The 24,000-nt window shown below is 55.4% G+C and carries 19 protein-coding genes and 2 pseudogenes; 4 read left to right on the forward strand and 17 right to left on the reverse strand.

The window, feature by feature from the left end; genetic code table 11:
• Positions 1-591 precede the first annotated feature (591 nt).
• From cysG to HRQ87_RS17735, 11 genes and pseudogenes are all read right to left on the reverse strand, one after another.
• On the reverse strand, positions 592-1,989 hold the full coding sequence (cysG, locus tag HRQ87_RS17685) for a siroheme synthase CysG (RefSeq protein WP_174139777.1): 1,398 nt from the start codon (positions 1,987-1,989) through the stop codon (positions 592-594).
• A complete protein-coding gene (locus tag HRQ87_RS17690; protein WP_174139778.1) occupies positions 1,986-2,921 on the reverse strand; it encodes a glycosyl transferase family protein in 936 nt (311 codons plus the stop codon). The genes cysG and HRQ87_RS17690 overlap by 4 nt, the downstream gene beginning before the upstream one ends.
• Entirely contained in the window at positions 2,918-5,494 is a 2,577-nt protein-coding gene (locus HRQ87_RS17695; protein ID WP_174139779.1) for a nitrate reductase, read from the reverse strand. The genes HRQ87_RS17690 and HRQ87_RS17695 overlap by 4 nt, the downstream gene beginning before the upstream one ends.
• Positions 5,491-5,826 carry a nitrite reductase small subunit NirD gene (gene nirD / locus HRQ87_RS17700; protein WP_174139780.1) on the reverse strand — a complete coding sequence of 112 codons (336 nt, stop codon included), beginning with the start codon at positions 5,824-5,826 and terminating at the stop codon, positions 5,491-5,493. The genes HRQ87_RS17695 and nirD overlap by 4 nt, the downstream gene beginning before the upstream one ends.
• Complete coding sequence (gene nirB / locus HRQ87_RS17705) at positions 5,823-8,249, reverse strand: nitrite reductase large subunit NirB (RefSeq protein ID WP_174139781.1); 2,427 nt, start codon at positions 8,247-8,249, stop codon at positions 5,823-5,825. The genes nirD and nirB overlap by 4 nt, the downstream gene beginning before the upstream one ends.
• Before the next feature lie 5 nt (positions 8,250-8,254).
• Positions 8,255-9,919 carry an ABC transporter ATP-binding protein gene (locus HRQ87_RS17710; protein ID WP_174139782.1) on the reverse strand — a complete coding sequence of 555 codons (1,665 nt, stop codon included), beginning with the start codon at positions 9,917-9,919 and terminating at the stop codon, positions 8,255-8,257.
• A gap of 6 nt (positions 9,920-9,925) precedes the next feature.
• Positions 9,926-10,999, reverse strand: coding sequence for an ABC transporter permease (locus tag HRQ87_RS17715; protein WP_174139783.1), 1,074 nt, complete (start codon positions 10,997-10,999; stop codon positions 9,926-9,928).
• A gap of 84 nt (positions 11,000-11,083) precedes the next feature.
• Positions 11,084-12,454 carry a CmpA/NrtA family ABC transporter substrate-binding protein gene (locus tag HRQ87_RS17720; protein ID WP_174139784.1) on the reverse strand — a complete coding sequence of 457 codons (1,371 nt, stop codon included), beginning with the start codon at positions 12,452-12,454 and terminating at the stop codon, positions 11,084-11,086.
• A gap of 253 nt (positions 12,455-12,707) precedes the next feature.
• The gene (locus tag HRQ87_RS17725; RefSeq protein ID WP_174139785.1) at positions 12,708-13,850 is read right to left on the reverse strand and encodes a CmpA/NrtA family ABC transporter substrate-binding protein; all 1,143 of its coding nucleotides are present in this window, start codon (positions 13,848-13,850) and stop codon (positions 12,708-12,710) included.
• The gene (locus tag HRQ87_RS17730) at positions 13,847-14,431 is read right to left on the reverse strand and encodes an ANTAR domain-containing response regulator (protein ID WP_174139786.1); all 585 of its coding nucleotides are present in this window, start codon (positions 14,429-14,431) and stop codon (positions 13,847-13,849) included. Before HRQ87_RS17730 ends, HRQ87_RS17725 begins: the two co-directional genes overlap by 4 nt.
• A 275-nt stretch (positions 14,432-14,706) precedes the next feature.
• Positions 14,707-15,360 (reverse strand): annotated as a pseudogene (locus tag HRQ87_RS17735) (tyrosine-type recombinase/integrase).
• 176 nt (positions 15,361-15,536) lie between these two features.
• On the opposite strand from HRQ87_RS17735, the gene HRQ87_RS17740 reads away from it, so the two are divergent.
• Complete coding sequence (locus HRQ87_RS17740) at positions 15,537-16,022, forward strand: DUF2867 domain-containing protein (RefSeq protein WP_174139787.1); 486 nt, start codon at positions 15,537-15,539, stop codon at positions 16,020-16,022.
• Between the two features lie 315 nt (positions 16,023-16,337).
• Here HRQ87_RS17740 and HRQ87_RS20685 read toward each other — a convergent pair.
• From HRQ87_RS20685 to HRQ87_RS17760, 4 genes and pseudogenes are all read right to left on the reverse strand, one after another.
• Positions 16,338-16,589 (reverse strand): annotated as a pseudogene (locus HRQ87_RS20685) (transposase); the annotation flags it as partial.
• A gap of 80 nt (positions 16,590-16,669) precedes the next feature.
• Complete coding sequence (locus HRQ87_RS17750; RefSeq protein WP_174139788.1) at positions 16,670-17,146, reverse strand: DUF6194 family protein; 477 nt, start codon at positions 17,144-17,146, stop codon at positions 16,670-16,672.
• Positions 17,106-17,807 carry a helix-turn-helix transcriptional regulator gene (locus tag HRQ87_RS17755; RefSeq protein ID WP_174139789.1) on the reverse strand — a complete coding sequence of 234 codons (702 nt, stop codon included), beginning with the start codon at positions 17,805-17,807 and terminating at the stop codon, positions 17,106-17,108. Before HRQ87_RS17755 ends, HRQ87_RS17750 begins: the two co-directional genes overlap by 41 nt.
• 5 nt (positions 17,808-17,812) lie before the next feature.
• On the reverse strand, positions 17,813-18,118 hold the full coding sequence (locus HRQ87_RS17760) for an antibiotic biosynthesis monooxygenase family protein (RefSeq protein ID WP_174139790.1): 306 nt from the start codon (positions 18,116-18,118) through the stop codon (positions 17,813-17,815).
• Positions 18,119-18,250: 132 nt separating this feature from the next.
• Between HRQ87_RS17760 and HRQ87_RS20690 the strand changes: the two genes are divergently transcribed.
• Positions 18,251-18,550: an AAC(3) family N-acetyltransferase gene (locus tag HRQ87_RS20690; protein WP_425501608.1), complete on the forward strand. Its 300-nt coding sequence runs from the start codon at positions 18,251-18,253 to the stop codon at positions 18,548-18,550.
• Positions 18,551-19,187: 637 nt separating this feature from the next.
• Here HRQ87_RS20690 and tal read toward each other — a convergent pair.
• The gene (tal, locus tag HRQ87_RS17770; RefSeq protein WP_174139792.1) at positions 19,188-20,132 is read right to left on the reverse strand and encodes a transaldolase; all 945 of its coding nucleotides are present in this window, start codon (positions 20,130-20,132) and stop codon (positions 19,188-19,190) included.
• A gap of 131 nt (positions 20,133-20,263) precedes the next feature.
• Here tal and HRQ87_RS17775 point away from each other — a divergent pair, with 131 nt between their 5' ends.
• Both HRQ87_RS17775 and HRQ87_RS17780 read left to right on the forward strand, forming a co-directional pair.
• On the forward strand, positions 20,264-22,714 hold the full coding sequence (locus tag HRQ87_RS17775; protein WP_174139793.1) for an alpha-ketoacid dehydrogenase subunit alpha/beta: 2,451 nt from the start codon (positions 20,264-20,266) through the stop codon (positions 22,712-22,714).
• 14 nt (positions 22,715-22,728) lie between these two features.
• Positions 22,729-22,965: a biotin/lipoyl-containing protein gene (locus HRQ87_RS17780; protein WP_174139794.1), complete on the forward strand. Its 237-nt coding sequence runs from the start codon at positions 22,729-22,731 to the stop codon at positions 22,963-22,965.
• A gap of 62 nt (positions 22,966-23,027) precedes the next feature.
• Here HRQ87_RS17780 and HRQ87_RS17785 read toward each other — a convergent pair whose 3' ends face one another.
• Positions 23,028-23,999, reverse strand: coding sequence for a sugar-binding transcriptional regulator (locus HRQ87_RS17785; protein ID WP_174139795.1), 972 nt, complete (start codon positions 23,997-23,999; stop codon positions 23,028-23,030).
• Position 24,000: the final 1 nt, after the last annotated feature.

Raw genomic sequence — 24,000 nt, forward strand, 5'->3', positions numbered from 1 at the left:
AAGACCGTATCTGACAAATTGCCAATTGCTTCGAAAAAAAGTCTTGCTTTGCAGGTGCCATCCACACAGGACAAAGCCGACTTGTGCAGCTACGGCTATTGCTTATGCAGCATTTGCTCGCAACCGCGACGATGATCTTATGGCAGTGTAGCATTGTCCACCAAAGCAGCCATTCAAACGAGTCAACCGCGCCGGATCTCAAACAGACTTTTCGCCACATGGTGCAGGAACTCATATGTCGCGGACGAAGTAACCTTTCGCTGCGCTTGCATCAGTTGCTGGTTTGGGTGGCTTTGCGGACCGGGGAGACTTCTATGGAAGAAGTTGCGTCTTCGGTATGGTTGTGGCGCTGAGCCATAAAGAAAGACGATGCGTTACTTCATCAGTTTTGCGATATGCGCCCGATGTGTTGCGACACCCATAACTTCGTAGGGGGCAAGGCGCCAGTTTGGCCATTGGGGCATTGCTGACAGCGGGCTTCTTATGATGAACAGTCCATCGTCGTAGCCTCTGACGGTGATAGGATACCTCATACGACGTCTTGCGCATTTACGGCTGGTAAAAACCGTCTTTTCAATTTTTTCGGCGGTTTCAGGCTTGCGCGAGCTGCTTTTGGCTTGGCGTGTCCTGTTGGTGCTGAAGGTTTGACCAGCGCACAAAGAGAATGGCTTCACTTTTGATCTCATGCGCGGCCAGGGTCGTTACGAGATTTTCGAGTGCGCAGTTCAAAACGATTTCTCCGTTGCGCTGCGCTTTCCCGACGACTTGCACGTCAAAGCGCACACCGGGGTGATCTGTTGCGAGCTGCGCGACGATTTGAGGTGCCGTGCCAACAGCCATGTATAATGCAACGCATGTGCCGGGCCTGATATCTTTGATCGGATTGGGCACCCTATACCCGTCGCTGCGATGTCCGGTGGTCAGCACAAGCGTGTCGATGTTGTCCCTGTCGGTCAGACTTTGGCCGACGCTCGCAGCAGCTGCACAGGCCGCTGTAACACCGGGGACGATTTCGAACGCAATCCCGCTGGCTTTGAGGGCCTCGGTTTCTTCTGTGCTGCGGGCGAAAATACCGGGGTCACCGCATTTCAATCGCACAACACGTTGCCCGCGTTTGGCGGCAGCGACAAGTGTTTGGGTGATCTTTTCCTGAGGCCAGCTGTGACAGCCGGGTGCCTTTCCCACGTAGATGCGTTCTGCATCGCGTCGCGCTAATTCGAGGATTTCAGGATCAAGAAGGCGATCGTAATAGATTACATCCGCCTCTTGCAGCCGCTGGACCCCGCGTAATGTAATCAGATCTTTGGCGCCGGGGCCCGCGCCCACAAGGCTGACACTGCCACCCTTTGTCGCGCCGAATTCGCCGGTTTCAATCGCCGACTTGATCAGCTTGGCTGCTTCACGTTCAGACCCGCCGGTGAACAGCTGACGCGGGCTGTCATTGAACACCCAGCGCCACAGATCACGTCGCGCACGCGGCCCAAGGCGGGCGGCCGCAGCGTGACGCAGGCGTCCTGCCAGCGCTGCAAGATCGCCTAGCCGTGGTTCAAGCGTCTCCTCCAATTTTGTCTTGATTTGGCGCGCAAGCACCGGCGCTGTACCTTCGGTGCCAATGGCCACAACGACAGGGTCCCGATCGACAATTGAAGGCGTAAGGGCGTCGCAAAGGTGGGGCTGGTCCACCACATTTACCGTCGCGCCGCCTTCTTTCGCCATGGAATGCAGCGCCATGTCGATGCCGGGACATCCCGATGCGATGAATGTCATCGCAGTATCTAAAAACGTATCCGGTGTAATCGGTCCGGTTTGATGCGTCATCCGCCCGTCAGCCACAAGGCCCGACAATTCAGGGTCAAGCGTTGGTGCCCAGATTTCGACCAACGCTTCGGTCTTGAGGATCAGCCGTGCCTTTTGCGCGGCTTGTTCACCACCGCCGACAATAACTACGCGACGGCCTGCCATTTGCAGGAACATAGGGAAGGTCTTCATGCGGAAAGGCTTTCTGTGTCATGGCGATGCGCCCACAGGCGACATGCCATTTGGTCTGCATCTGAAAGTGTAGGTGCGGCCCTGAGCGTCCAAAGCGCCAGTGCTGCGGTTCCGGTAATCGTTGCGACAGCAAACGGATGATGCGCCTGCCCATACCATAGGTTGCGCAGGTCGATGGGATCACTGGCTTCGTGAAGTCTGCGGGTGTCTTGCACAATAAGCCCTGCGGATTTTTGGATATGCGCCCCATCCCTTAGACCATAAACGATGGTCTCTTTGGCCGGATGACGTTCAAATTCGCCACCGCCGCCTTTGATGATGCTCAGATCTTTTTGTCCCAGCATCCCTGCCGCTTGCGCCTGCAAACCGCGATAAGATGGGTGGAATACACCTTGCACTGTCGCTGCGGCGCCTGATGGATTCCACATTCGCAGCACCGTATTCACGCAAGAGCGAAGGCCAAGGGTGTCGCGTAAGGTCAGCAGGGCAAACGCAGCAGGGCTGAGTGTTTCAAGCGCCGTATAGGTCACATTTGACCCTGCAAGATCTATCGCCTCTCGCACCGAGGCGGTGGTCGATTGATGTGAATTCCAGCCATGCATTGAGACGCGAAACCCAGCCTGACCCACCAGTCGTGCGGCCAGCAGGAAAAGCGGCGCACCGCGACTACGTCCCGCGGCATAAGAGGGCCAGTCAAGATCAGCGTGTGGCTGTTTTGCTGTCACATGCGCCCGCAAAGCCGCTGTAAATCCGGCGATCTCGGCGGGGGTTTCCCCGCGCAAGCGCATCACCATCAGCAAGGCGCCAACGGCCTCGGGGGCTGCATCGCCTCGTAGGATCAATGTCATAGCGTCGCGCGCTTCGGCCATTGTCATGGGGCGTGCGCGGCCTTTGCCGCGTGCCACGATCTGGACAAAAGGTGCGAGACTCATTCTGCCGCCATCGGCAGTGACGCCTCTGCCAGAAGTGCGGTGAGTTCGGGTTTGCAGGACCCGCAATTGGTGCCTGCACAAGTGGCCTCACCCAAGGCCGCTAGGCTGTGCGCACCGCCTGCGGCCGCAGCCAGCAATGTGTTGCGGCCCACATTGAAGCAGGCACAGACCGTCGCACCTGCGTCGGGCTGATCAGACCCGCTGCGCCCGGCAAGTGCCGCCAGCGGCGGTGTGTCCGTGCCTATAAGGCTGACAATTGTGTTGCGCGACACAACAACCGGACGTGGTGAGGCGAAAAACAATGCCGTCATCAGGCCGTCCTGGGCGATGGCCATCCGGATTGTGCCGGTGGCTGGGTCCGTATGCGACGAGACTTCCCCCTGCGTTTGACCAGATAGGTTGCGAACCTCGGCTTCCCAGTCTAAGGGCGTTTTGCCCCCCGCGAGTTCCGCTTGCCATCCCGTTTGTGTCCGTGCAATGGCCGCATAGGGTGTCTGCGGCGCGGGCAACGTATTGCTGGCCAGAAACCCGTACCATTTGGGCTGGTAGACAGCTGCGCTGACGGCGCCTGATTTCAGTGCGGGTTGGCTTGAAACCGGGTCTGTAACGGGTGCGGTGAGGCTGTTCACGGTGCCGTGGGTGGTCTGTTGGCGTGTCCAGTGCATCGGTGCAAACAGCTGGCCCTTGGCCACGCGGGGCGTGATCAAGGTGCGCAAAATCGTGCACCCATAGATGCTTTCGACCGCAATAAGCGACCCCGCAGACGCGCCCAAAGCAGACGCATCTGCCGGGTGTATTTCGACATATGGCTCTGCCAGATGCGGCCCAAGACGGGCGGACTTCCCAGTGCGCGTCATCGTGTGCCATTGGTCGCGGTTTCTGCCTGTGTTCAGGGCAAAACGCACTTTTGGCAAGACGGGTGCTTGCACAGGGATCATCTGAGCCTTGCCGTCAGGATGATAAAACCTTCCGTCCGCAAAGAACCTGTGGTCATTGGCTGGCCATTGGGTCGGGATCAAGGTGGCATAATCGGCATCGGCAAAAATGCTGAGATCCAAATCGCGCGGGAAGTGCGATACCGCTGCATCAAGGGCCACGTATTCAGCAAAAATATCGGCGGGCGTTTGATAGGCAAAACTTTCACCAAACCCCATGCGCCCGGCCACATCGCTGATGATCTGCCAATCGGGCCGTGCGCTACCGGGGGCCGCCAAAAACGCCCGTTGGCGCGAGATACGGCGTTCGGAATTTGTCACCGTCCCGTCCTTTTCACCCCAACCAGTGGCCGGTAAAAGGACATCTGCCAGATCGTTGGTATCTGTCTTTTCCATGATGTCCGAGGTCACCACGAAAGGGACATTGGCGATCGCTGCGGCGACCCCGTCCGCGTCCGGCATTGACACGGCCGGGTTTGTGGAAATGATCCAAAGCGCCTTGATCTTACCGTCTGCACAGGCCTGAAACAGATCAACGGCTTTTAAACCCGTCTGCGTGCAGATTGTGGGACTTTCCCAGAAATCCTGCACTGCCCGCTGGTGATCAGTGTTGTCCAGCTCAAGATGGTTGGCCAGCATATTGGCCAGTCCGCCCACTTCGCGTCCGCCCATCGCATTGGGTTGGCCAGTCACCGAAAAAGGCCCCATGCCCGGCCGGCCGATGCGGCCCGTGGCCAGATGACAGTTCAGGATCGCGTTGACCTTGTCTGTCCCGCAGGCTGATTGGTTCACGCCTTGCGAATAGATGGTCACGACCTTGTTGGTGTTTGCCCACAAGGAAAAGAAGCCAGCCAGTTCCTGTGCTGTTAATCCGCTATCAGCACCGTCAGATGTGCGGGCAGCTGCAATCGCTGCCTCCATGCCGTTCACATGGGTTTTCACATAGGCTTTGTCCAGTTTATGCGCATCTGCCAGATGCGTCAAAAGGCCGTTGAACAAAGCAATATCGCCATCCGGTGCGATCTGCAGATGCATGTCCGCCAGATCGGTCGTGGCTGTCCTACGCGGGTCGATATTGACAATCCGGAGGGTTGGCCGCGCCTCTTTGGCTGCGGCGATGCGTTGATAGAGCACCGGATGACACCAAGCGAGGTTGGACCCCACAAACACGATCAGATCGGCTTGTTCCAGATCTTCGTAGGTGCCTGGGACGGTATCGGTGCCGAATGCGCGTTTGTGCCCTGCAACTGAAGACGCCATGCAAAGCCTTGAATTGGTGTCGATATTGGCTGCGCCGATAAACCCTTTCATCAGCTTGTTTGCGACGTAGTAATCCTCGGTTAGCAATTGGCCAGAGGCGTAGAAAGCGACGCTGTCAGGCCCGTGTTCCGCAATCGACGCGCTGAATTTTGCGGCGACCAGATCAAGCGCCGTGTCCCAATCTGCCTGTTGCCCGTTGACTTTCGGGTGCAACAGCCGTCCATCGAGGTCAATCGTCTCGCCCAATGCGGCCCCTTTGGAGCACAACCGTCCAAAGTTTGCCGGATGATTCGGGTCGCCCTTGATGGTCCCATCGGCACCTGCCAGCACCCCGCATCCCACGCCGCAATAAGGGCATGTCGTCCGTGTCAGTGTCATGCGGCAGTCCGGCCACGCAGAAATGACCGGTCCAGCAGGATACGCCCGCTTTCCACCTGTGCCGGATAGGTCGCCACACGCCCTTCATCCACACCCTGTGCTTCCCCCGTTTCGAGCGAGATGACCCAGTTGTGCAGGGGGCAGGTCACTGAATTGCCGTGTACAATGCCTTCGGCCAATGGCCCCGCCTTGTGTGGACAAGCATTGTCGAGTGCAAAGACCTCATCCTTTGCAGTGCGGAACACAGCAACGCACCCCAGGGCTGTCTTCACCACCCGTGCGCCGCGTTGGGGCACATCGCTAAGTGGTGCAATATCGATCCAGTCGGTCATTCTGCGGCCTCCAATGCAAGGTTGGCCAAAGGACGATAGCGGTCCGCTTTGGTCTGGACATGGTCGGCCCACGGATCTTTGCGGTAGATGGATTGGCTCAGCTCAAACCGTTCAACCAGCGCGTCGCGTTCGATTTCAACACGCTCTTTGATCCAATCCAGGCCAACCTTACCCATCCATTTGTAAATGCGATCAAGGTATTTGGCGTTTTCGCGATAGAGCTGGGTTACAGCCTTGATGACATCAATCGCCTCTCGTTCGGTTGCCACTTGCAGCAGCAATTCGGTCTCTCTGACGTCCATGCCAGCGGCGCCACCAATGCTGACCTGATAGCCACTGTCGACACAGATCACTCCGATGTCCTTGCAGGTTGCCTCTGCGCAATTGCGCGGGCATCCGGACACGGCCAGTTTCAATTTATGCGGTGTCCATGATCCCCAAAGCTCTTTTTCCAGCTTGATCCCCAAGCCGGTGCTGTCTTGGGTGCCAAAGCGGCAATGATCGGTGCCAACACAGGTTTTGACGGTGCGCAGCCCCTTGGAATAAGCGTGGCCTGACACCATACCCACCGCGTTCAGATCGGCCCAGATATGAGGAAGGTCCTCACCTTTGACGCCAAGCAGGTCGATGCGTTGCCCACCGGTGACTTTGACGGTAGGGACCATGTATTTATCAGCTGCATCTGCAATCGCGCGCAGTTCATCGGGGGTCGTGATCCCGCCCCACATGCGCGGCACCACACTGAAGGTGCCGTCTTTCTGGATGTTGGCATGCTTGCGTTCGTTGATGAAACGGCTTTGCGGATCATCTTGGTATTCAAGCGGCCAATCGGCGAGCAGATAGAAATTGAGCGCAGGGCGGCAAACATGACAGCCACAGGATGTTTTCCAGCCGCATTCCTGCCAGACCGCTGGCATGGACGTCAGCTTTTGGGATTTAATCATACGCCGCACGTCTTCGTGGGTCATGTCCGTGCAGCCGCAGATGGAGGCGGCGGCAGGCACGACAAAGTCATCCCCCAAGGTGACAGCCAGCACCTGTTCAACCAACCCCGTGCATGTGCCGCAGGATCCGGATGCTTTAGTTGTGGATCGCACGGCACCCAGATCAGAGGCACCCTCCGCAATCGCGTCTTCGATTTGACCCTTACAGATTCCGTTGCAGCCACAGATCTCCGCGTCACGCGGTAAGGCTGCAACAGCTGCTAAAGGGTCCAGGGGGCTCCCCCCTTGATAGGCGGGTCCAAAGATCAGCGTGTCACGCATGTCCGAAATATCGGTCTTGTCTCGGATCAGGCCAAAGAACCAGTTGCTGTCCGCGGTGTCGCCGTACATCACGGCCCCCCTGACCACATTGTCCGCGATGACAAGGCGGCGATAGACACCACGGGCCGGATCACGGAACACGATGTCTTCACGCCCTTCGCCATCGGCAAAGTCACCGGCACTGAACAGGTCACATCCTGTGACCTTCAGTTTGGTCGAGAGCTCTTTTTGCACGAATTTGGCCTTTTGCCCCATCAGGGTCTGCGCTGCGACTTTCGCCTGATCATAAAGCGGTGCGACAAGGCCAAAGATGGCCCCGCCATGTTCGACGCATTCGCCAACGGCCAGCACATTCGGGTCTGACGTGATCATCTGATCGTCGACGTGAATGCCTTTGCCGACAGCCAATCCGGCTTCTTGGGCAAGTTTCACATTGGGCCGAATACCCACCGCCATTACCAGCAAATCACAGGGCAATTCCGTCCCATCATCCAACAAAAGTGCGCGGACCTTGCCGTTTTCGCCCAGTATCTGTTTGGAGTTGGCCGAGCATTTGACGGTGATGCCTTTGTCCACCAGCGCCTTACGCAGCAGATAACCGGCAGCCTCGTCCAACTGACGCTCCATCAGGTGGCCCATGATATGCACGACCGTGACGTCGACACCGCGCGCAGCCATGCCTGCCGCGGCTTCCAGCCCCAGCAGACCGCCACCAATGACAACACATTTGTTGTCAGGGCCAAGGTCCATCATGCGTTGGGTATCTTCAAGATCACGGTAGGCAATCACGCCTTCCAGATCATGCCCCGGCAGCGGGATCATAAAAGGGTTGGAGCCTGTGCCAAAGATAAGCTTGTCATACGCCAGCACGTCGCCATTTTCGGCGGTCACGGTCTTGGCGGCGAGGTCAATCGCTGTGATCCGCTCCCCAAAACGGCAGGTCACGCTGTTGGCATCATACCACTGCGCGTCATGGGTCACGATCTCTGCGTAGGTCTTTTCGCCCGATAGGACAGGCGACAGCATGATCCGGTTATAATTCCCTCGGGGTTCTGCGTTTAACAGGGTTACGTGAAAGTCAGCGCCCGCATCAAAGAGGTGTTCCAGCACCCGTCCCGAGGCCATACCCGCCCCGATGACAATCAGTTTCTGTCTCATGGTGTTTACTCCGCTGCGATGGCTTTGGGTTTCGGGGTCGGGGTTGCGCCATGCTCGTATTCCTCAAGGAAATCGAGCACCTCCTGGCGGTAGGCATAGTAGTCAGGGTGCTCTAACAAGGCCTTGCGCGTACGGGGGCGTGGCAGGTTTACATCGGTGATTTTACCGATGGTTGCCCGCGGCCCATTGGTCATCATCACCACACGGTCAGCCAGCAGGATCGCCTCGTCCACGTCATGGGTCACGCAGATCGCGGTAACCTTAGTGCGCGACCAGACTTCCATCAAGACCTCTTGCAATTCCCAGCGTGTCAGGCTGTCAAGCATCCCGAAGGGTTCATCAAGCAACAGCAATTTGGGGGACAGGGCAAAGGCCCGGGCGATCCCGACGCGTTGCTTCATGCCATTGGACAGCGACGCAGCGCTCTTGTCCATGCTGTCGGCCAGACCAACCCGTTCGATGTAGTATTCTACGACATCCTGACGCTCGGCCTGAGAAGCTTTGGGATAGACCTTGTCGACGCCAATGGCGACATTTTCCTTGGCGGTCAGCCACGGGAACAGGTTGGGCGATTGGAACACAACGGCGCGTTCGGGGTCAGCGCCTTCGACGTTCCAGCCATCCAGTTTTATCGCACCTTTGGAGATCGGGTTCAGACCGGCCGCCATGGTCAACACAGTTGATTTACCGCAGCCAGAATGTCCGATCAGCGAGATGAATTCGCCCTTGTTGATCTTGAGGTCGAAACCTTTGACGACTGTCAGCGGCCCCTTGGGTGTCGGGTAGACCTTGTCCAACTGAGAGAAATTCAGGAACTTTTCGTCCATCCCGCTTTCTTGGGCTTGGGCAACAGCCGCAGGGACGCCGTGAATTGGCGTCAGCGTCGGCAGGATACGCGTTTCTTCGACCTTGGCCGCTATCCCGACATCCATAAGGTACTTCGTGACCTGTCCACGCAAGGACTTGAAAGTCGCGTCATTGTTCATCGCCACGCGGTCACGGGGACGCGGAATGTCCACCTTGAATGCGTCGCCCAAAGTCCCGTCAGGGTTCAGCGCGATGATGCGGTCGGCCAGAATAATTGCCTCGTCGACGTCATTGGTGATCAGCACGCAGGTTTTTTTGTCCTTGTCCCAAATCGCCTCGATTTCGTCCGCAAGATTGGCACGGGTAAGCGCATCAAGCGCGGACAGGGGTTCATCGAGCAGCAGCATTTCAGGGTCCATGGCCAGTGCGCGGGCCACGTTGACCCGCTGGCGCATCCCGCCGGACAGCTCAGCCGGGCGCCGGCCGGCTGCGTGGCTGAGGCCGACCATACCGACGTAGTGATCGACCTTTGCAGCACGCGCGTCTTTCGATAATTCAGGAAACATCGTATCGACAGCAAGCGCCACATTCCCATTCACTGTCAGCCACGGCATGAGCGAGTAGCTTTGAAAGATGACACCGCGTTCGCGCCCCGGTTCGGTGATGGGTTTGCCTTTGTAGGTGACTGACCCTGTCGTAGGCTGTTCCAGCCCTGCCATCATGTTGATCAGCGTTGTTTTCCCTGTGCCCGAGAACCCAAGGATGACGACGAATTCACCCTCTGACACATCCAGGTTGATGTCTTTGAGAACCGGCATCTCACCATAGCTCTTTGAAACGTTATTGAATTGCAGGATACCCATTACCAATCACCGGTTGTTTGAGAATGTGAACATCGACTGCAAGGCGTACATCAGCCGATCGAGCAGGAAACCAATGATGCCGATGGTAAAGACAGCGACCATGATCCGCGCGAGCGATTGGGACGATCCGTTCTGGAACTCATCCCAGACAAATTTGCCAAGGCCGGGGTTCTGGGCGAGCATTTCCGCCGCGATCAGCACCATCCAGCCTACGCCCAGCGACAGACGCAGACCTGTAAAGATCAGCGGCAGCGCAGAAGGCAGAACCAACTTCGTAATCTTGGTATAAGTGTTCATTTTAAGCACCCGGCTGACGCTGACCAAATCTTTGTCGATGCTGCTGACGCCAAGGGCGGTGTTGATCAGGGTGGGCCAAAGTGAACAGAGTGTGACGGTGATGGCCGAGATCAGGAAGGACTTGGAGAACATGCCGTCATTGGTGGTATAGACTGCCGAGACGATCATCGTGACGATTGGCAGCCAAGCCAGCGGCGAGACAGGTTTGAAAATCTGGATGAGCGGGTTGAGCGCGGCATTGGCCGTCACAGACAAACCTGCCGCAATCCCCAATGGGATGGCCACGATAGAGGCGATCAGGAACCCAAAGAAAACCGTTTTAATCGAGGTCCAGATTTGATCGTAATATGTTGGCTTGCCGGTGTATATGCGTTCGCGCACCCGATCGGCGTTGCCTTCGGCAATCAGTTTAGCGTTGCGTGCATCCTGGCGTTCATAAAAGGCCGCTGCACGTTCACCTTCGCGGATGGCATCCTCGCGCAATGCGCCGACTTGTTCCCAAACCTCTGCGGGGCCAGGCACGGCACCAAGTGATGTCTGCACGCGCGGCGCGAGCGATGCCCACATCATCAAGAAAAGGGCAATTGCAAGCAGCGGGACACCCAGCAAGCGCCAGATTTCACCCATCTGGGCGCGGGGGTTATCGCCCGCCGCCGCCTTGAGAATAGGTGTCATCCACGATAGGCCAAAGACCTTGAACCATGCGTCGGCTTTGTTGATGCGGGTAAAAAGCCGCGCACGGCGGGCCTCGTTGTCGAGTGTGTTTGAATCAATCGCGCTCATATCGGGTGTCCAACTGCTGCTTTTGAAAAAAGGGGGGGTGGGCCAGCGCCCGCCTTATGTGTCCGCAAGGTGGGCGCCATTTGCTTAGCCTTGGATTTCGTTGTCAACGATGGTCTGCCCGGACTTCAGACCAATCGGCAAGCTGTCGATATAGGCGTTCGGTGTCCGGCCATCATAAGGGATCGCGTCAATGATATCGGCGGCTGGTGTGGCGTCTTTGAAACCATCGCTGTCCCATGGGAAGTCAGCTTCGTTTGCCAGTCCGTCATCGACCAGAAGACGGGCAGCCTCCAGATAAATGTCGGGGCGGTATACTTCGGCTGCCGTCTCAAAGTACCATTCATCCGACATCGTCTCGGGGATTTGCCCCCAGCGGCGCATTTGGGTCAGATACCAGATTGCGTCAGAATAGAACGGATAGGTCGCATTGTAGCGGAAGAAGACGTTGAAGTCAGGCGCGGGACGTACATCACCTTTTTCAAACTCAAAGAAACCGGTCATGGAATTGGCGATCACTTCGTAATCAGCCCCGACATATTCGGGCCGTGAAAGCATCTTGACCGCTTCGGGACGGTTTGCATTTTCATTTTCGTCCAGCCAGATGGCCGCGCGGATCAATGCCTTGGTCAAGGCGAGTGTGGTATTTGGATTTTCTTCAGCGAATTCCGCGGTAATACCAAACACCTTTTCGGGGTTATTCTTCCACATATCATAGTCGGTAATCACCGGGACACCGATGCCTTTGAATACGGCCTGCTGGTTCCAAGGTTCACCCACGGCGTAGCCGTAGATCGTGCCGGCTTCCATGGTGGCGGGCATTTGCGGCGGCGGGGTGACAGACAGCAAAACGTCAGCCGCGATCTGGCCGGAAATATCCTGCGGGCTGTAGTACCCCGGCTCTAGGCCGCCAGCGGCAAGCCAATAACGAATTTCGTAGTTGTGGGTCGACACAGGGAAAACCATACCCATATTAAATGGCTCTCCGCGGTCCTGATAATCCTCAACCACTGGGGCCAAAGCGCTGGCACTGATGGGATGCTGCGGGCGACCATCGTCCATCAAAGGGACATTCGGTTTCATTTCGTCCCAGATTTCATTGGAAACCGTGATGGCGTTGCCGTTCAGGTCCATCGAGAACGGCGTGATGATATGGGCCTCTGTGCCATAACCGATGGTGGCAGCAAGTGGCTGGCCGGCCAACATATGCGCCCCATCCAATTGGCCGCTGATGACGCCATCAAGCAGCACTTTCCAGTTCGCCTGCGCTTCAAGCGTGACAAAAAGACCTTCGTCCTCAAAAAAGCCCAGCTCATATGCGGCAGCCAACGGGGCCATATCGGTCAGCTTGATAAAGCCAAACGTCAGGTCCTCTTTCTCAAGCTCCAGAAGCTCAGCCGAGGCCGCCGTGGCCAGCAGGCTGGTGGTTGCCAATAATGTTGCAATGGTCTTTTTCATGATCAGTTCCTTTTAACGCCCATCGGGGGCACAAACGACAAAAGCCGCACGTAGGGATCACGGGGGAGGAGGTCCGTGTTCCATACGAGCGGCTTTGCTCTTGAGATATGCGCAACCAACAGTGGTCAGCGCGGATTTCTGGGCGTCGTTGCCCGTTAACGCTAGATTAAGCCTGTGATCTCAGGTTCCTCAATCGACTTTTTGCGCTGCCGTGATCTTTTGTGCCGCAATGCAGAAATCGCTTAATAATTCATCACTCTTCACGGGTATAATCGAAGGTACTGCCATCAAAAAAGGCATCAGCTGCAAGAATCATATGCCCACGGGTTGAGGCAACAGCTGTTTCAAATTGAAGCGAACCTTCCGCTTTCTCTGATGCACCAGGCAAATCGGCCCCGATGCCAGACAGGTTCCGGCGGTACAGATCGGACCGAAAGCATGCCTTGGCCTTTTCAATGCCCGCATCATCCGCGCCAAGTTGGTCTGCGATCCATGCGGCCTGACTGCGCCATGGAAACGTGGCGGCGTTCTTGTGAAACTGTAAAAAGTGCCGAATGGCGATGGGCGGCGCATTCTGTCGCGGCACGATGTGGCCAGTGAGTGCCGGGTCAATTAAGTCGGGTGAAACACTCAGGTGTTCGCTTCGGCCCAAAATCTCGACCGCCAGGGGTTTGTTCTTGGGTTTATCCAGCCAAGCCGAGGCCTGAAAGATCGCACGCATCAACCGGCGTACGGCATCTTCATTTGACTCGACCCAGTCGTGACGGGCAGCAAGAACTTTTTCCGGCGCAAACTGCCAGACATTGCGTCCGGTCATCATCAATTGCGCAACATTTTGCTGGACGGCCAGGCTCCCCCAAGGTTCGCCCACCCAGAAAGCGTCGACAAATCCATCTGCAACAGCATCTGCCATGCGTGGCGGCGGGACAGTGACCTCCTCGATACGTAAATCAGGTGTGGACGAGGTCCAGTAAGACAAAAGCAGACGGTGCATAGCGTAATGAAACGGGACGCCGACACGCAGCGGCCGGTCTCTTTTTGTACGCAATGCCCGCAGCAGCGCGTGCGCATCACCAAAGGGCACGGGCCCGATATCTACAGCTACCGCGTGCGAAACGCCAAAGACTGTTCCGTTGACCGACAGCACCATCAAGGTATCGACCTGCGCGGGCAGACCGCCCAGCCCAATGGACATGGCAACAGGCATCGGCGACAGCATTTGCGCCGCATCAAGATGCCCAAGCGCCAGCATATCACGCAGAGCCGACCAAGACGGCTGGCGCACAAGATTGAGGGTCAGCGCCTCCTCTGCCGCAAAACCCAGTTCTTTGGCAATCACAAGCGGGGCGCAGTCAACCAAGGGCACATAGCCGCAATTCAGGACAGTATGGCTCATGACAAAAGGTCCGCCGCTGTCACAAGAGCCTGAGCCACGTCAATGACTTTGCGGCTTTGGCCCATCGCGGTTTTGCGAAGCAGATTGTAAGACTCGTCCTCTGAGATACCGCGCTGGCGCATCAAAATGCCCTTGGCACGGTCAATTGTCTTGCGGTCTTCCAGCGCCTGTTTGGCGGCGTCCAGTTCCGACTGCATCTGGCGCATCAGTTTGAACCGCGCAATTGCGGTTTGCAGAACCGGTTTGATCCGCTCCATTTTCAATCCATCAACCACGTAGGCACTGACCCCCGCATTCAGTGCAGCCTGCGTGAGATCGTCGTCGGTTTGATCAACGAAAAGAGCGACGGCCCGTTTGGATGTCTCGGTCGCATAGGAAATGTGTTCGAGCGTATCGCGATCAGGATTGGCAAGGTCGATCAGGACGATATCGGGGGTGCATTCCTTGACAGTACGATCAAGCGCCGAGATTTGCGCCAAGGCTTTCACATCCGACCAGCCCGCGTTCCTGAGCGCATCCACAATGTCACGCACCCGTACTGGATCAGACTCAACAACAAGAATGCGCAGGTTTTGGTTCATAGAAGCGTCATTCGCGAACGCAGTGACAAGATCAACGGGGCAACTGTCCCTCCTGACCCGCATCGCCCCTTTCGAGCAGAGAAATCCGGCACAAAGTGCGCATATGCCTATCTTTTCGGCGGCTTGAATCAATAATGAGCGCAATGAAATGAAAGATTTGCCCCCAAACCAAAATCAACTTCTTATGACCCTTTGGAACCTGTTTTTAATCTTTGGGGCAGATCGCAGCATTAGGTGATTTTGGCCTCGCACTTCGTTTTCGCCGCTGCGTGATCTTAGGTCACTTCTAAGTCGGCGAACGGCAAGCACCGTTCGGCAATACTTAAATCATCTTCCAACTCAACCCCCAGATACCGCATTGTGTTATCAACGTTCGTATGGCCGAGCAGAAGTTACACAGTGCGAAGGTTGCCAGTCTTGCGGTATATCTCAGCGGCTTTGGTCCGGCGGAGCGAATGAGTGCCGTAGCTGCTGGGCTCTAATCCGATCGCGGTCACCCAATCACGAACAAGCCGACCATATTGACGCGTGGAGATGTTCGGACGGTCGTGGAAGCGGCTGGGGAAAATGAAAGGGCATCCGATCATCTCTGGTGATCTTACCCATGCAATGACGGTATCGCGTGTATTTCCGGTCAACTCGAACTGAGCCGGTTTCTTTGTTTTACTCTGGGTCACCGAAAGCCGTTCGCGAACGCGACCCTCTTTGACCAAATCGGTCACGTCGAGTTTGACCAGATCACAGCCTCGCAGTTTGCTATCAATCGCAACGTTGAACAGCGCAAGGTCGCGAATATAACCCGCAAGTTCGAGTCGCGCGCGGATCGCCAACACCTGTTTGGGAAGCAGCGGTCGTTTCTGGCCGATGATCCGCCCCTTGTTCCAGGCTTTGCGCTTTGAGGTGACTGCGGGAAGTTGGACTCTTGGCATGATATGCCTCCAATCCTCCCTCCAAACCCAGACATCAGCACAGCACTGACGCCGGTAGCATAGCATCGGATTGAATGACCGATTTCAGAACGAACCAGCACCCGCCATCTCTGCAAGTGCATTCGGCGGCTTCGAGCCTATGTTGCAAAATGCTGCAGTGCGGCTAAAGTGGCGTAATGATCAGCGTGTCAAATAGTAATATCCGCATTCTGGCGCCTTTAGACACACTTGACTATTTTGATAGTCAAACTGTGAGCTTGTTGAGTGCAATTTCGCCCTTACAGGCGTGGAACCTAATTATGGAGGATCCGCAGCCCGTTCTGAGCTTGGCGTTCAGAATTCGCGATGCTGTTTCGAGCAGGTTTGGCGTAAAGTCCATCGGTGGTTTTTCTGGCACCTCAAAAGATACGATCCGTGCGGGAGACTACCTAGACTTCTTTTTGGTCGAACACAGCGACGACAGGGCCTTGGTTTTGACTGAGCGTGATCGGCACCTTGATGTGATGACCTGCGTGTCGGCACAGGGGAACGAGATTTCCATTACGTCTTCGGTGACCGTGCATAACTTGTTTGGCAGAGCGTACATGATACCGGTGGGCATAGCTCACAAGCTGATTGTCAGGAATATGCTGCGTCGACTTCAGAGGAAACTTGCTGCATAAGAGTCAAGGTCAGCTTCTCTAATCGGGCGTTGGGGTCAAGTTCATTTCATCGTTTCATTTCCGTTCTATTGGATCGATGTCCTTCATCCGAGTCACGCTTCTCTTCGCAGTCATTGGTGACCCGGTTCGGTTGGGTCGCTGCATGCATGTGTCGGAATGGACGTAGAGCGCCCAGCTTAGTCTCGCGCTTGCTAATCGCAGCAGCCATTTTCGGCGTCATCTACAGACCTCGTCCAGTAAGGCACGATCCCATCATTGATCTTTGAAGGTTCAGTTCATGCGGCACCCTCCAATGATCTCTGAGGGAACTCAGTGTTGCCGACGTCCTTTGCGACGCATCAAACGCAGGCCCCAAGACCTGATCTCCGAGCTGGCAACCGATCGCATCATCATTGCGTTGGCTGCGGCATATAGTGTTGATCAGACATCCCGGTCACCAACTTTGGAGATGCGGCCGGGATTATCCATCTCGCCGGACTGATACCGGCGCGGTGTTAATCCAAAATGCGCCGCAACAGTTCTGGAGCTGAAGAACCGTGCTGGATCATCAACTGCAGCACGGAATGTCCCCCCTATACCGCCGGAAGTTCTTTGTAGGCCGATGCAAGTTTGTTTGAATGCTTGTATCGACGCCACGTTAACAGCCATCATTTTTTCGCCCTCAGCCTTTTCTCAAAGTTTGAGCGTGCTCGCGAATGAGCATCATCAATTAGTGGAAGGCACTTAGCCCACATCTCCTCAGTTGGATTCAAGATTGAGATCCAAGACATCCAACCATAAATCGGATGCGGGGTAAGAGTGTTTTTCTCCGTGAAGTCCCAATTGCCTTCGATGACACCCCCCTTTCCAGGTCGAGGTGGTGGTGGACCAAAGATCTCAAGATATGCCCCTTTACTGACACCCAGGTTCAGGCGCCAAACTCCAGGTCTGTCCAGGTTTGATGCTTTGTCGTTGTCCCCATTCTTTTCCTTGATGGTCGCAAAGTACGCTCCGCGATTAAAAACCATCCCAGGATTATAAAAGTATGAAATCTCCCCCCAAGCATCCTTGGGGATCACACCGCCCAAGGTATTGGCGAGGTAGTTATGAGCTGTCTTTCTCTCGATCCATTTGTTCTGCGACATGTCTCAAGTAGTCCTCGATGGTTTTGCCAGCCTCAGGCTGGAAAGACGATCCAGTCGGCTCGCACATTTGAATTCGGTCGATCCGGAAAGCTCGAAATCCTCTGCGCAATTCACACCATGCAGATAAAGTCCAAACCTTCCCCCAATAATCTGTCTGAAGCGGTCGGATAGTGCGTTTTGATGACTGCTCATCCAAGGAAAGGTAATCAATTCTCAGTTTCAGACCTTCCCGAATTGCGCGACGTAGCAATGGCATGTGACTTAGGCCTTCACGTGCACGTTCAAACTCGTAGAGCCCAAAGCCCCATGACTTTGGCGCGTTGCGACGATTTGATGCATGCTCACCGACCTTGGCAATCACACCACTCGCCGCAGATTGCAGCTCTTCGTCTGCAACTTCCTGCACGATCGCCATCCCAAGGCTGAGCGCTTCAAGCTCAACCAAAGATAAGGACATCGGGGGTAAAAACACTGGTTCACGAAGTAGATAGCCAACACCGCGTTCGCCGTCGATTGGAACACCGTTGGCAACCAACGTGTCGATATCACGGTAAATCGTTCGCACCGATACTTCGAGCGCTTCAGCTATGTCACGCGCAAGGTGGAGTCGCCCATCCCGGACGATCTCCACAATTTCCGCAAGACGTTCGCTGCGCTGCATAAGTCTCAGTTAATAACAACTTCCAGCTCAGAATGTGTGAGCTGAACAGTCGGTCCGTTAATGGCGGACAGGAAGTTAGCATTGCCGGGAATCTTCCCAATCTCCGCGGCGGCAGCTTTTGCGGCATCCATATCTGCCCACTGAATATGCTCAATCCAGATCCCGTCTTCCGTGCAAGAGAGCCGGCGATGCAAAAAACCTGGACGGGATTCGACCCAAGGGCTCATTTCGTTTGCTGCAGCAATGAAGTCTTGCCGGCTGACGCCGTCGTTGAGTTTGAAAGTGACAGTTTCGATGATATTCTTCGACATGGTTTTCTCCAGTTGTCAGGCTATGTGATTTTCGAGATATAAACCAGTCCAACTGCCATTATTTGTCAGTTGAGTTCTACCATGGGGTCCTCCGGATCTAGAAAGATACTCCAATGAAAATCTTACATGTCGATGCCTCCGCACGAACGGAGGGCTACCATTTCTATCTGCCTTTACGGATTGAATGCAAAAGATTTTCTGGTCGAGCATAGTTTGGCGTGGGCAACCGGATCACAAACGCCGTTACGAAAGCTGTGCGAATTTCAGTCGATGAAGATACTACTGATTGGCGGCGGCTGGAACAGGTGTTCAGCATTTCACACCGCAAAGACTCTCGCAGAGCACAGGCGGACAAAGACACGGCGTTTCTTCGATACCAACCAACTGTTAATCCACCACATGGTATGGGCATCAGCCACATCATTTGACTAAGTCCGTATGGCTGAATTGCTGCACCAATTTCTGAGATAATATTTGGCTGCGCTGCGACGACCTGTTTCAACTCGGCACGGACTGCCGCATCTGGTATCCCTGCAATGAAATTCTGCAGATTTTGCGCTGTGCGGTCACGATATGATTTAAATGTAAAATCCGCATTCACACTGGCGGTGGTTGCTTGCGCACGTTGTTCTTCTGACTTTTGGATATGACTTTGCGCAGCTAACAACCGCGACATTGCCCCCATGAGTGGTGGCATGTAAAAATCTTGTGCTGAAACTGATGATGATATGCAAAACACAAAAAACGCTATGATAAATTTTGTATATTTCGTCTCCTAATAAAAATAACCTGAAGCCAATTTAGGACGACCGTTATTTGGATTACTAGATATGGACGAAATTTGCCACTTATGGACAGCATGCCGTGTAACGGGTTGTTTGGAACAAGCTGACGGTCTTCACCATCAGGGTTCGGTCCAGTTTGGAATTTCGGCGAACTTGTTTGACGGACTGATAATCCCAAAGTTGATAACCGATGCGTCCAGGCAGGTGAAATTTTCGATCCAGACCTGAAAGCGAATGACATCTACATTGCATGCCTTCAGCTTTGAAAGCCCGCAAACGATTTGCTAAGCCAGCATCGCCTTATCAATCAGCCCATACAGTTTCATCGTATCAGCATGAAAATTTCGGATGCCTTCGGACAGTTTTTCGGTGGCCATAGCGTTTTCGCACAATTGCCAGCGGAATTCCGGTTGGTCCATCTCGATGCGTTGTTTCGGATCTGATCCATTGGGCGACAGATGGCGTGTCAGGGTTTCGGTATCGTCCGATAACTCAGTCAACAGCGCGGGCGAAATAGTCAGCCGGTCACACCCTGCCAGCGCCTTGATCTGGCCTGTGTTGCGAAACGATGCCCCCATAACGATCGTGTCGATCTGTGCGGATTTATAATAGTCATAAATATCGCGAACCGATTGCACGCCAGGATCGTTTTCCGACGTATAGGTCGTGCCATTGGCCTTGCTGTACCAATCTGTAATGCGTCCAACGAAAGGTGAAATCAGAAAGACCCCCGCATTCGCACAGGCCACCGCTTGGGCAAACCCAAAGATCAGGGTCAGGTTACAGTTGATGCCCTGCTTTTCCAAAATCTCGGCGGCGGCGATGCCTTCCCAAGTGGCGGCCAGCTTGATCAGGATGCGGTCTTTTTCGATCCCACGTTTAGCGTAATGGGCGATAATTTCCTGGGCACGTGTGACGGATGCGTCGGTGTCAAAAGACAAGCTTGCATCGACCTCGGTCGAAACGCGGCCCGGGACCAATGCAGACAGTTCAGCCCCCACAGTCACTGTCAGATCAGTGGCTATGTCCTGAACTGTATCGCCGCGTGTCGTGCCATTTGAAACGGCCTTTTTGAACGCATCCGCAAACTCTGCCGATTGTACGGCTTTCAACACGATTGAGGGATTCGTCGTGCAGTCCTGTGGTTTCAGCGCACGCACCGCCTCCATATCGCCGGTGTCTGCAACCACCACAGTCATATCGCGCAATTGATCCAGAGTACTTGTCATCACATCATCCGCTCTTTTTCAGGTTTAAACCCACATTTGCATCTTTTGTTGATCTCGTTTAACAAAAGTGTCAACCTTCATCAAATGAAATTAAGAGTGTCTTGATGGCATGGTAAGGGGAGGAGCTGAAGATGCCTAAGCAACTTCTTATTGATCCTGCGCAGGTGTTGCGGTCAGGTGACGTGACATTTCGGCCAATTCCGGTGCATTCCTATGATATTCCATTTGCCACAGAGCGTCAGGCGCGGGGTGATGTGGCGCTGAAAAATGTGCTGCGGCATATGATGATCGTGCGGGAATTTGAAACCATGTTGTCCAGTTTCAAATCAACCGGGGCCTATCAGGACACACAATACACATATAAAGGCCCCGCGCATTTATCGATTGGACAGGAAGGGGCGGCTGTTGGGGCAGCCCTGGCCCTTGCGCCCGAAGATCACATCTTTGGATCACACCGCAGCCACGGTGAATTTATTGCCAAGGGCCTGTCCGCGCTGATGGCGATGGACGCGGACACCATCACGCAGATGATGAACCGTCATGACGGCGGAAAGCTGCGGGATACCGTGTCCAAGGCGATTGGCACTGACAATCTGGCCGAGAATTTTCTGCTGTTCGGGTTGTTGGCCGAAATCTTCATGCGCTCGAACGGGTTTAATGGCGGGATGGGCGGTTCGATGCATGCGTTTTTCGCGCCCATCGGGGCTTATCCGAATAATGCGATTGTGGGCGCATCTGCGGGCATCGCAACAGGCGCCGCGCTGCGTAAAAAACTGGCGAATGCACCGGGAATTTGCGTGGCAAACGCGGGCGACGGATCAACCGGTTGCGGCCCCGTATGGGAGGCGATGAATTTCGCCGCCATGGGGCAATATGATCGCCTGTGGGAAGACAAACGCAAGGGCGCCCCGCCGATCCTGTTCTTTTTCAACAATAATTTCTATGCCATGGGCGGGCAGACCAGCGGGGAAACCATGGCCTGGGATCGACTGTCGCGCATCGGGGCGGGCATTGATCCGCGCCAGATGCATGCCGAAACGGTGGATGGAACCAATCCGCTGGCTGTGGCCGATGCGGTGCGCCGCAAACGCGAGGTATTGTTACGTGGCGACGGGCCTGCATTGCTGGATGTGGAATGCTATCGGATCAGCGGGCATTCGACGACGGATACCAATGCCTATCGGTCGCGGGGCGAGTTGAAATTATGGGAACCCTATGACCCCATCACACAATTCGCAGCCAAGATGACAGATGCGGGTGTTCTGACCGATGCAGATGTGCAAACCCTGCGCGATCAGGTTGCCGACCAGATCTGTACCATCGTACGCGCGGTGGTGGACCCCAATGTTGCACCGCCAATTGATATCCATTCCGATCCGACGCTGATCGGCGATCTGATGTTTTCCAACACACATATTCCGCAGCCGGATACGCCCACGGATCTGACGCAGCCTGTCGAAAAATCCGCAGCCTTGCGTACGCTGGATCGCAAGGCGCGGTTCGGGCTGGACGAGGGTGGCGCCCCCCTGTCACCGATGCGCACGCTGACCCTGCGCGATGGTCTGACCGAGGCGATCTTGCACCATATGACCCATGACGACAGCCTGATCGCCTATGGCGAGGAATGTCGCGAATGGGGCGGGGCTTTTGGCGTTTATCGCGGGCTGGCCGACATTCTGCCGCATCACCGGTTGTTTAATGCACCCATTTCCGAAGCAGCGATTGTTGCAACCGCAGTTGGCTATGCCCTGGGTGGCGGGCGCGCGCTGGTCGAATTGATGTATGGCGATTTTATCGGCCGGGCGGGCGATGAGATTTTCAATCAGATGGCCAAATGGCAGTCCATGTCAGCGGGGCATCTGAAAGTGCCAGTGGTTTTGCGTGCCTCAGTCGGCAGCAAATATGGCGCACAACATTCGCAAGACTGGTCAGCCCTGATCGCGCATATTCCGGGTCTGAAAGTTGTGTATCCGGCCACGCCTTACGACGCCAAAGGGCTAATGGCAGCCGCGCTATCGTCGAACGATCCGGTGATCTTTTTCGAAAGCCAGCGCCTGTATGACCAAACCGAGATGTTTCAGGCCGTTCCCAAGGATTATTATCGTCTGCCAATTGGACAGCCGGATGTGAAACGCACGGGCGATGATCTGACGGTGCTGACCTTTGGCCCATCGCTGTATCAGGCGATCAAGGCGGCGGATGAGCTGGCCGACACCCACGGGCTTGAGACCGAGGTGATAGATGCGCGGTCGCTGGTGCCCTTTGATTACGACACTGTTTTGACGTCTGTGAAAAAGACAGGGCATCTGATGATTGTGACCGAAGCGTGTGAACGGGGCAGCTTTGCAATGACGGTCGCGGCGAATGTGACGCGCTTTGGGTTTGCCGATCTGAAAGCGCCACCGCGCGTTTTGGGATCACCCAACTGGATCGTGCCGGGCGCTGATATGGAAGGCACCTATTTCCCGCAGGCCCATGACATTGTTGATGTGGTCACAGCGGAGTTATTCACCGCCAAAAAGACCAATTGGCGGGGTGTGCGCTGTTGGGATGATCTGGATCTGGCGCGACGCGGATTGTAAAAAAGGAAAGCAGGATGAGTGTGAAAATTGTGGTGCCCCAATTGGGAAACGAAATTTCAGAGGCCGAAGTGACCGAATGGCTTAAAGTCGTGGGCGATACGGTCAAGGCGGGCGACGAGATCGTGACCATCACAACCACTAAAACAGCGATTGAAATTGAAGCGACGGTCAGCGGGACGTTGACTGAAATCATGGTGCCCGAAGGCGAGCTGGTCGAGGTTGGTGCCGTTTTGGGTCTGATCACGGAATGATCAAGGCGTAACCCCTGACTGCGGACATCTGCCCCAGGTGAAAGCTGCCAGTCGGGGTTTGCTTAGTTGTTCAACAGGGCGCGCGCGGCGGCTTCGTCCGTGATCAATGTGTTGCAGCCCACGCGCTTGATCGTCGCACGGATCGCCTGTGCCCGCTGCGCGCCGCCTGACGCCAGCACGATGTGATCCGCCTGCGCCACCGTATCAAGCGAGATCGACATGACCCGGTCATGGATTGGATGTGCGACGGTTGATCCGTCTTTATCCAGAAAGTGACACATCGTATCGCAGATCGCACCGGCCCCTAGCAAGGTATTGAAATCATCCGCGCTGACGATGTCCTGGGTCAGGGACGTGCCGTCCATGCCAATTTCACCGCAGCTGATCACTGCGATATTCATTGACGAGGCCAGATCAACCAGACGATCCAGTCCGCATTTTTCCATAAGCGTTTTCTTGGTTTCCGCAGAATCCACGATCAAGGGGGCCGGAAATAGCAGGCATTCCGCCTGTAGGCGGTTGGCGATGTGCCAGCTGACATCAACGGGGTTGACGCCACGCGCATTTACCAGGCTGCCCAACAGTGACAAAACCTTTACCTTTGCGAAATGCGATGCGCGAAATGTCTCAAGTGAGCCGCTAAGCGTGCGGCCCCACCCGCATCCTATGACCATACCATCGGTGATCACCTCGGACATGAACTGCCCCAACAGAATTCCCACATTCTTTGCCGTCTGTTCCGGTGTCATCGGATAGGCCGATGGGGCGATGACCACCTCGTCCAGGGAAAATCTGTTTTCAAGCCGGATTGCGAGATCAGCATAATCGCCCGGAAACGGGTTCAGCCAGATCTGAACTTCGGCACGTCTGCGCGCGTCATCCAGTATGCGGATCACAGTAGACCGGCTGATGCCAAGACGTTCGGCAATATCGCGTTGGGTCAGCCCGTGCGCATAATAAAGCCAGACCGCGCGGGTCCGGATCGTATCGCTGTCTGATACGAAAGCCTGGCTGTGACGGGCAAGTTTAGCCATG

It is taken from the genome of Parasulfitobacter algicola (assembly GCF_013315265.1).
GTDB lineage: Bacteria > Pseudomonadota > Alphaproteobacteria > Rhodobacterales > Rhodobacteraceae > Parasulfitobacter > Parasulfitobacter algicola.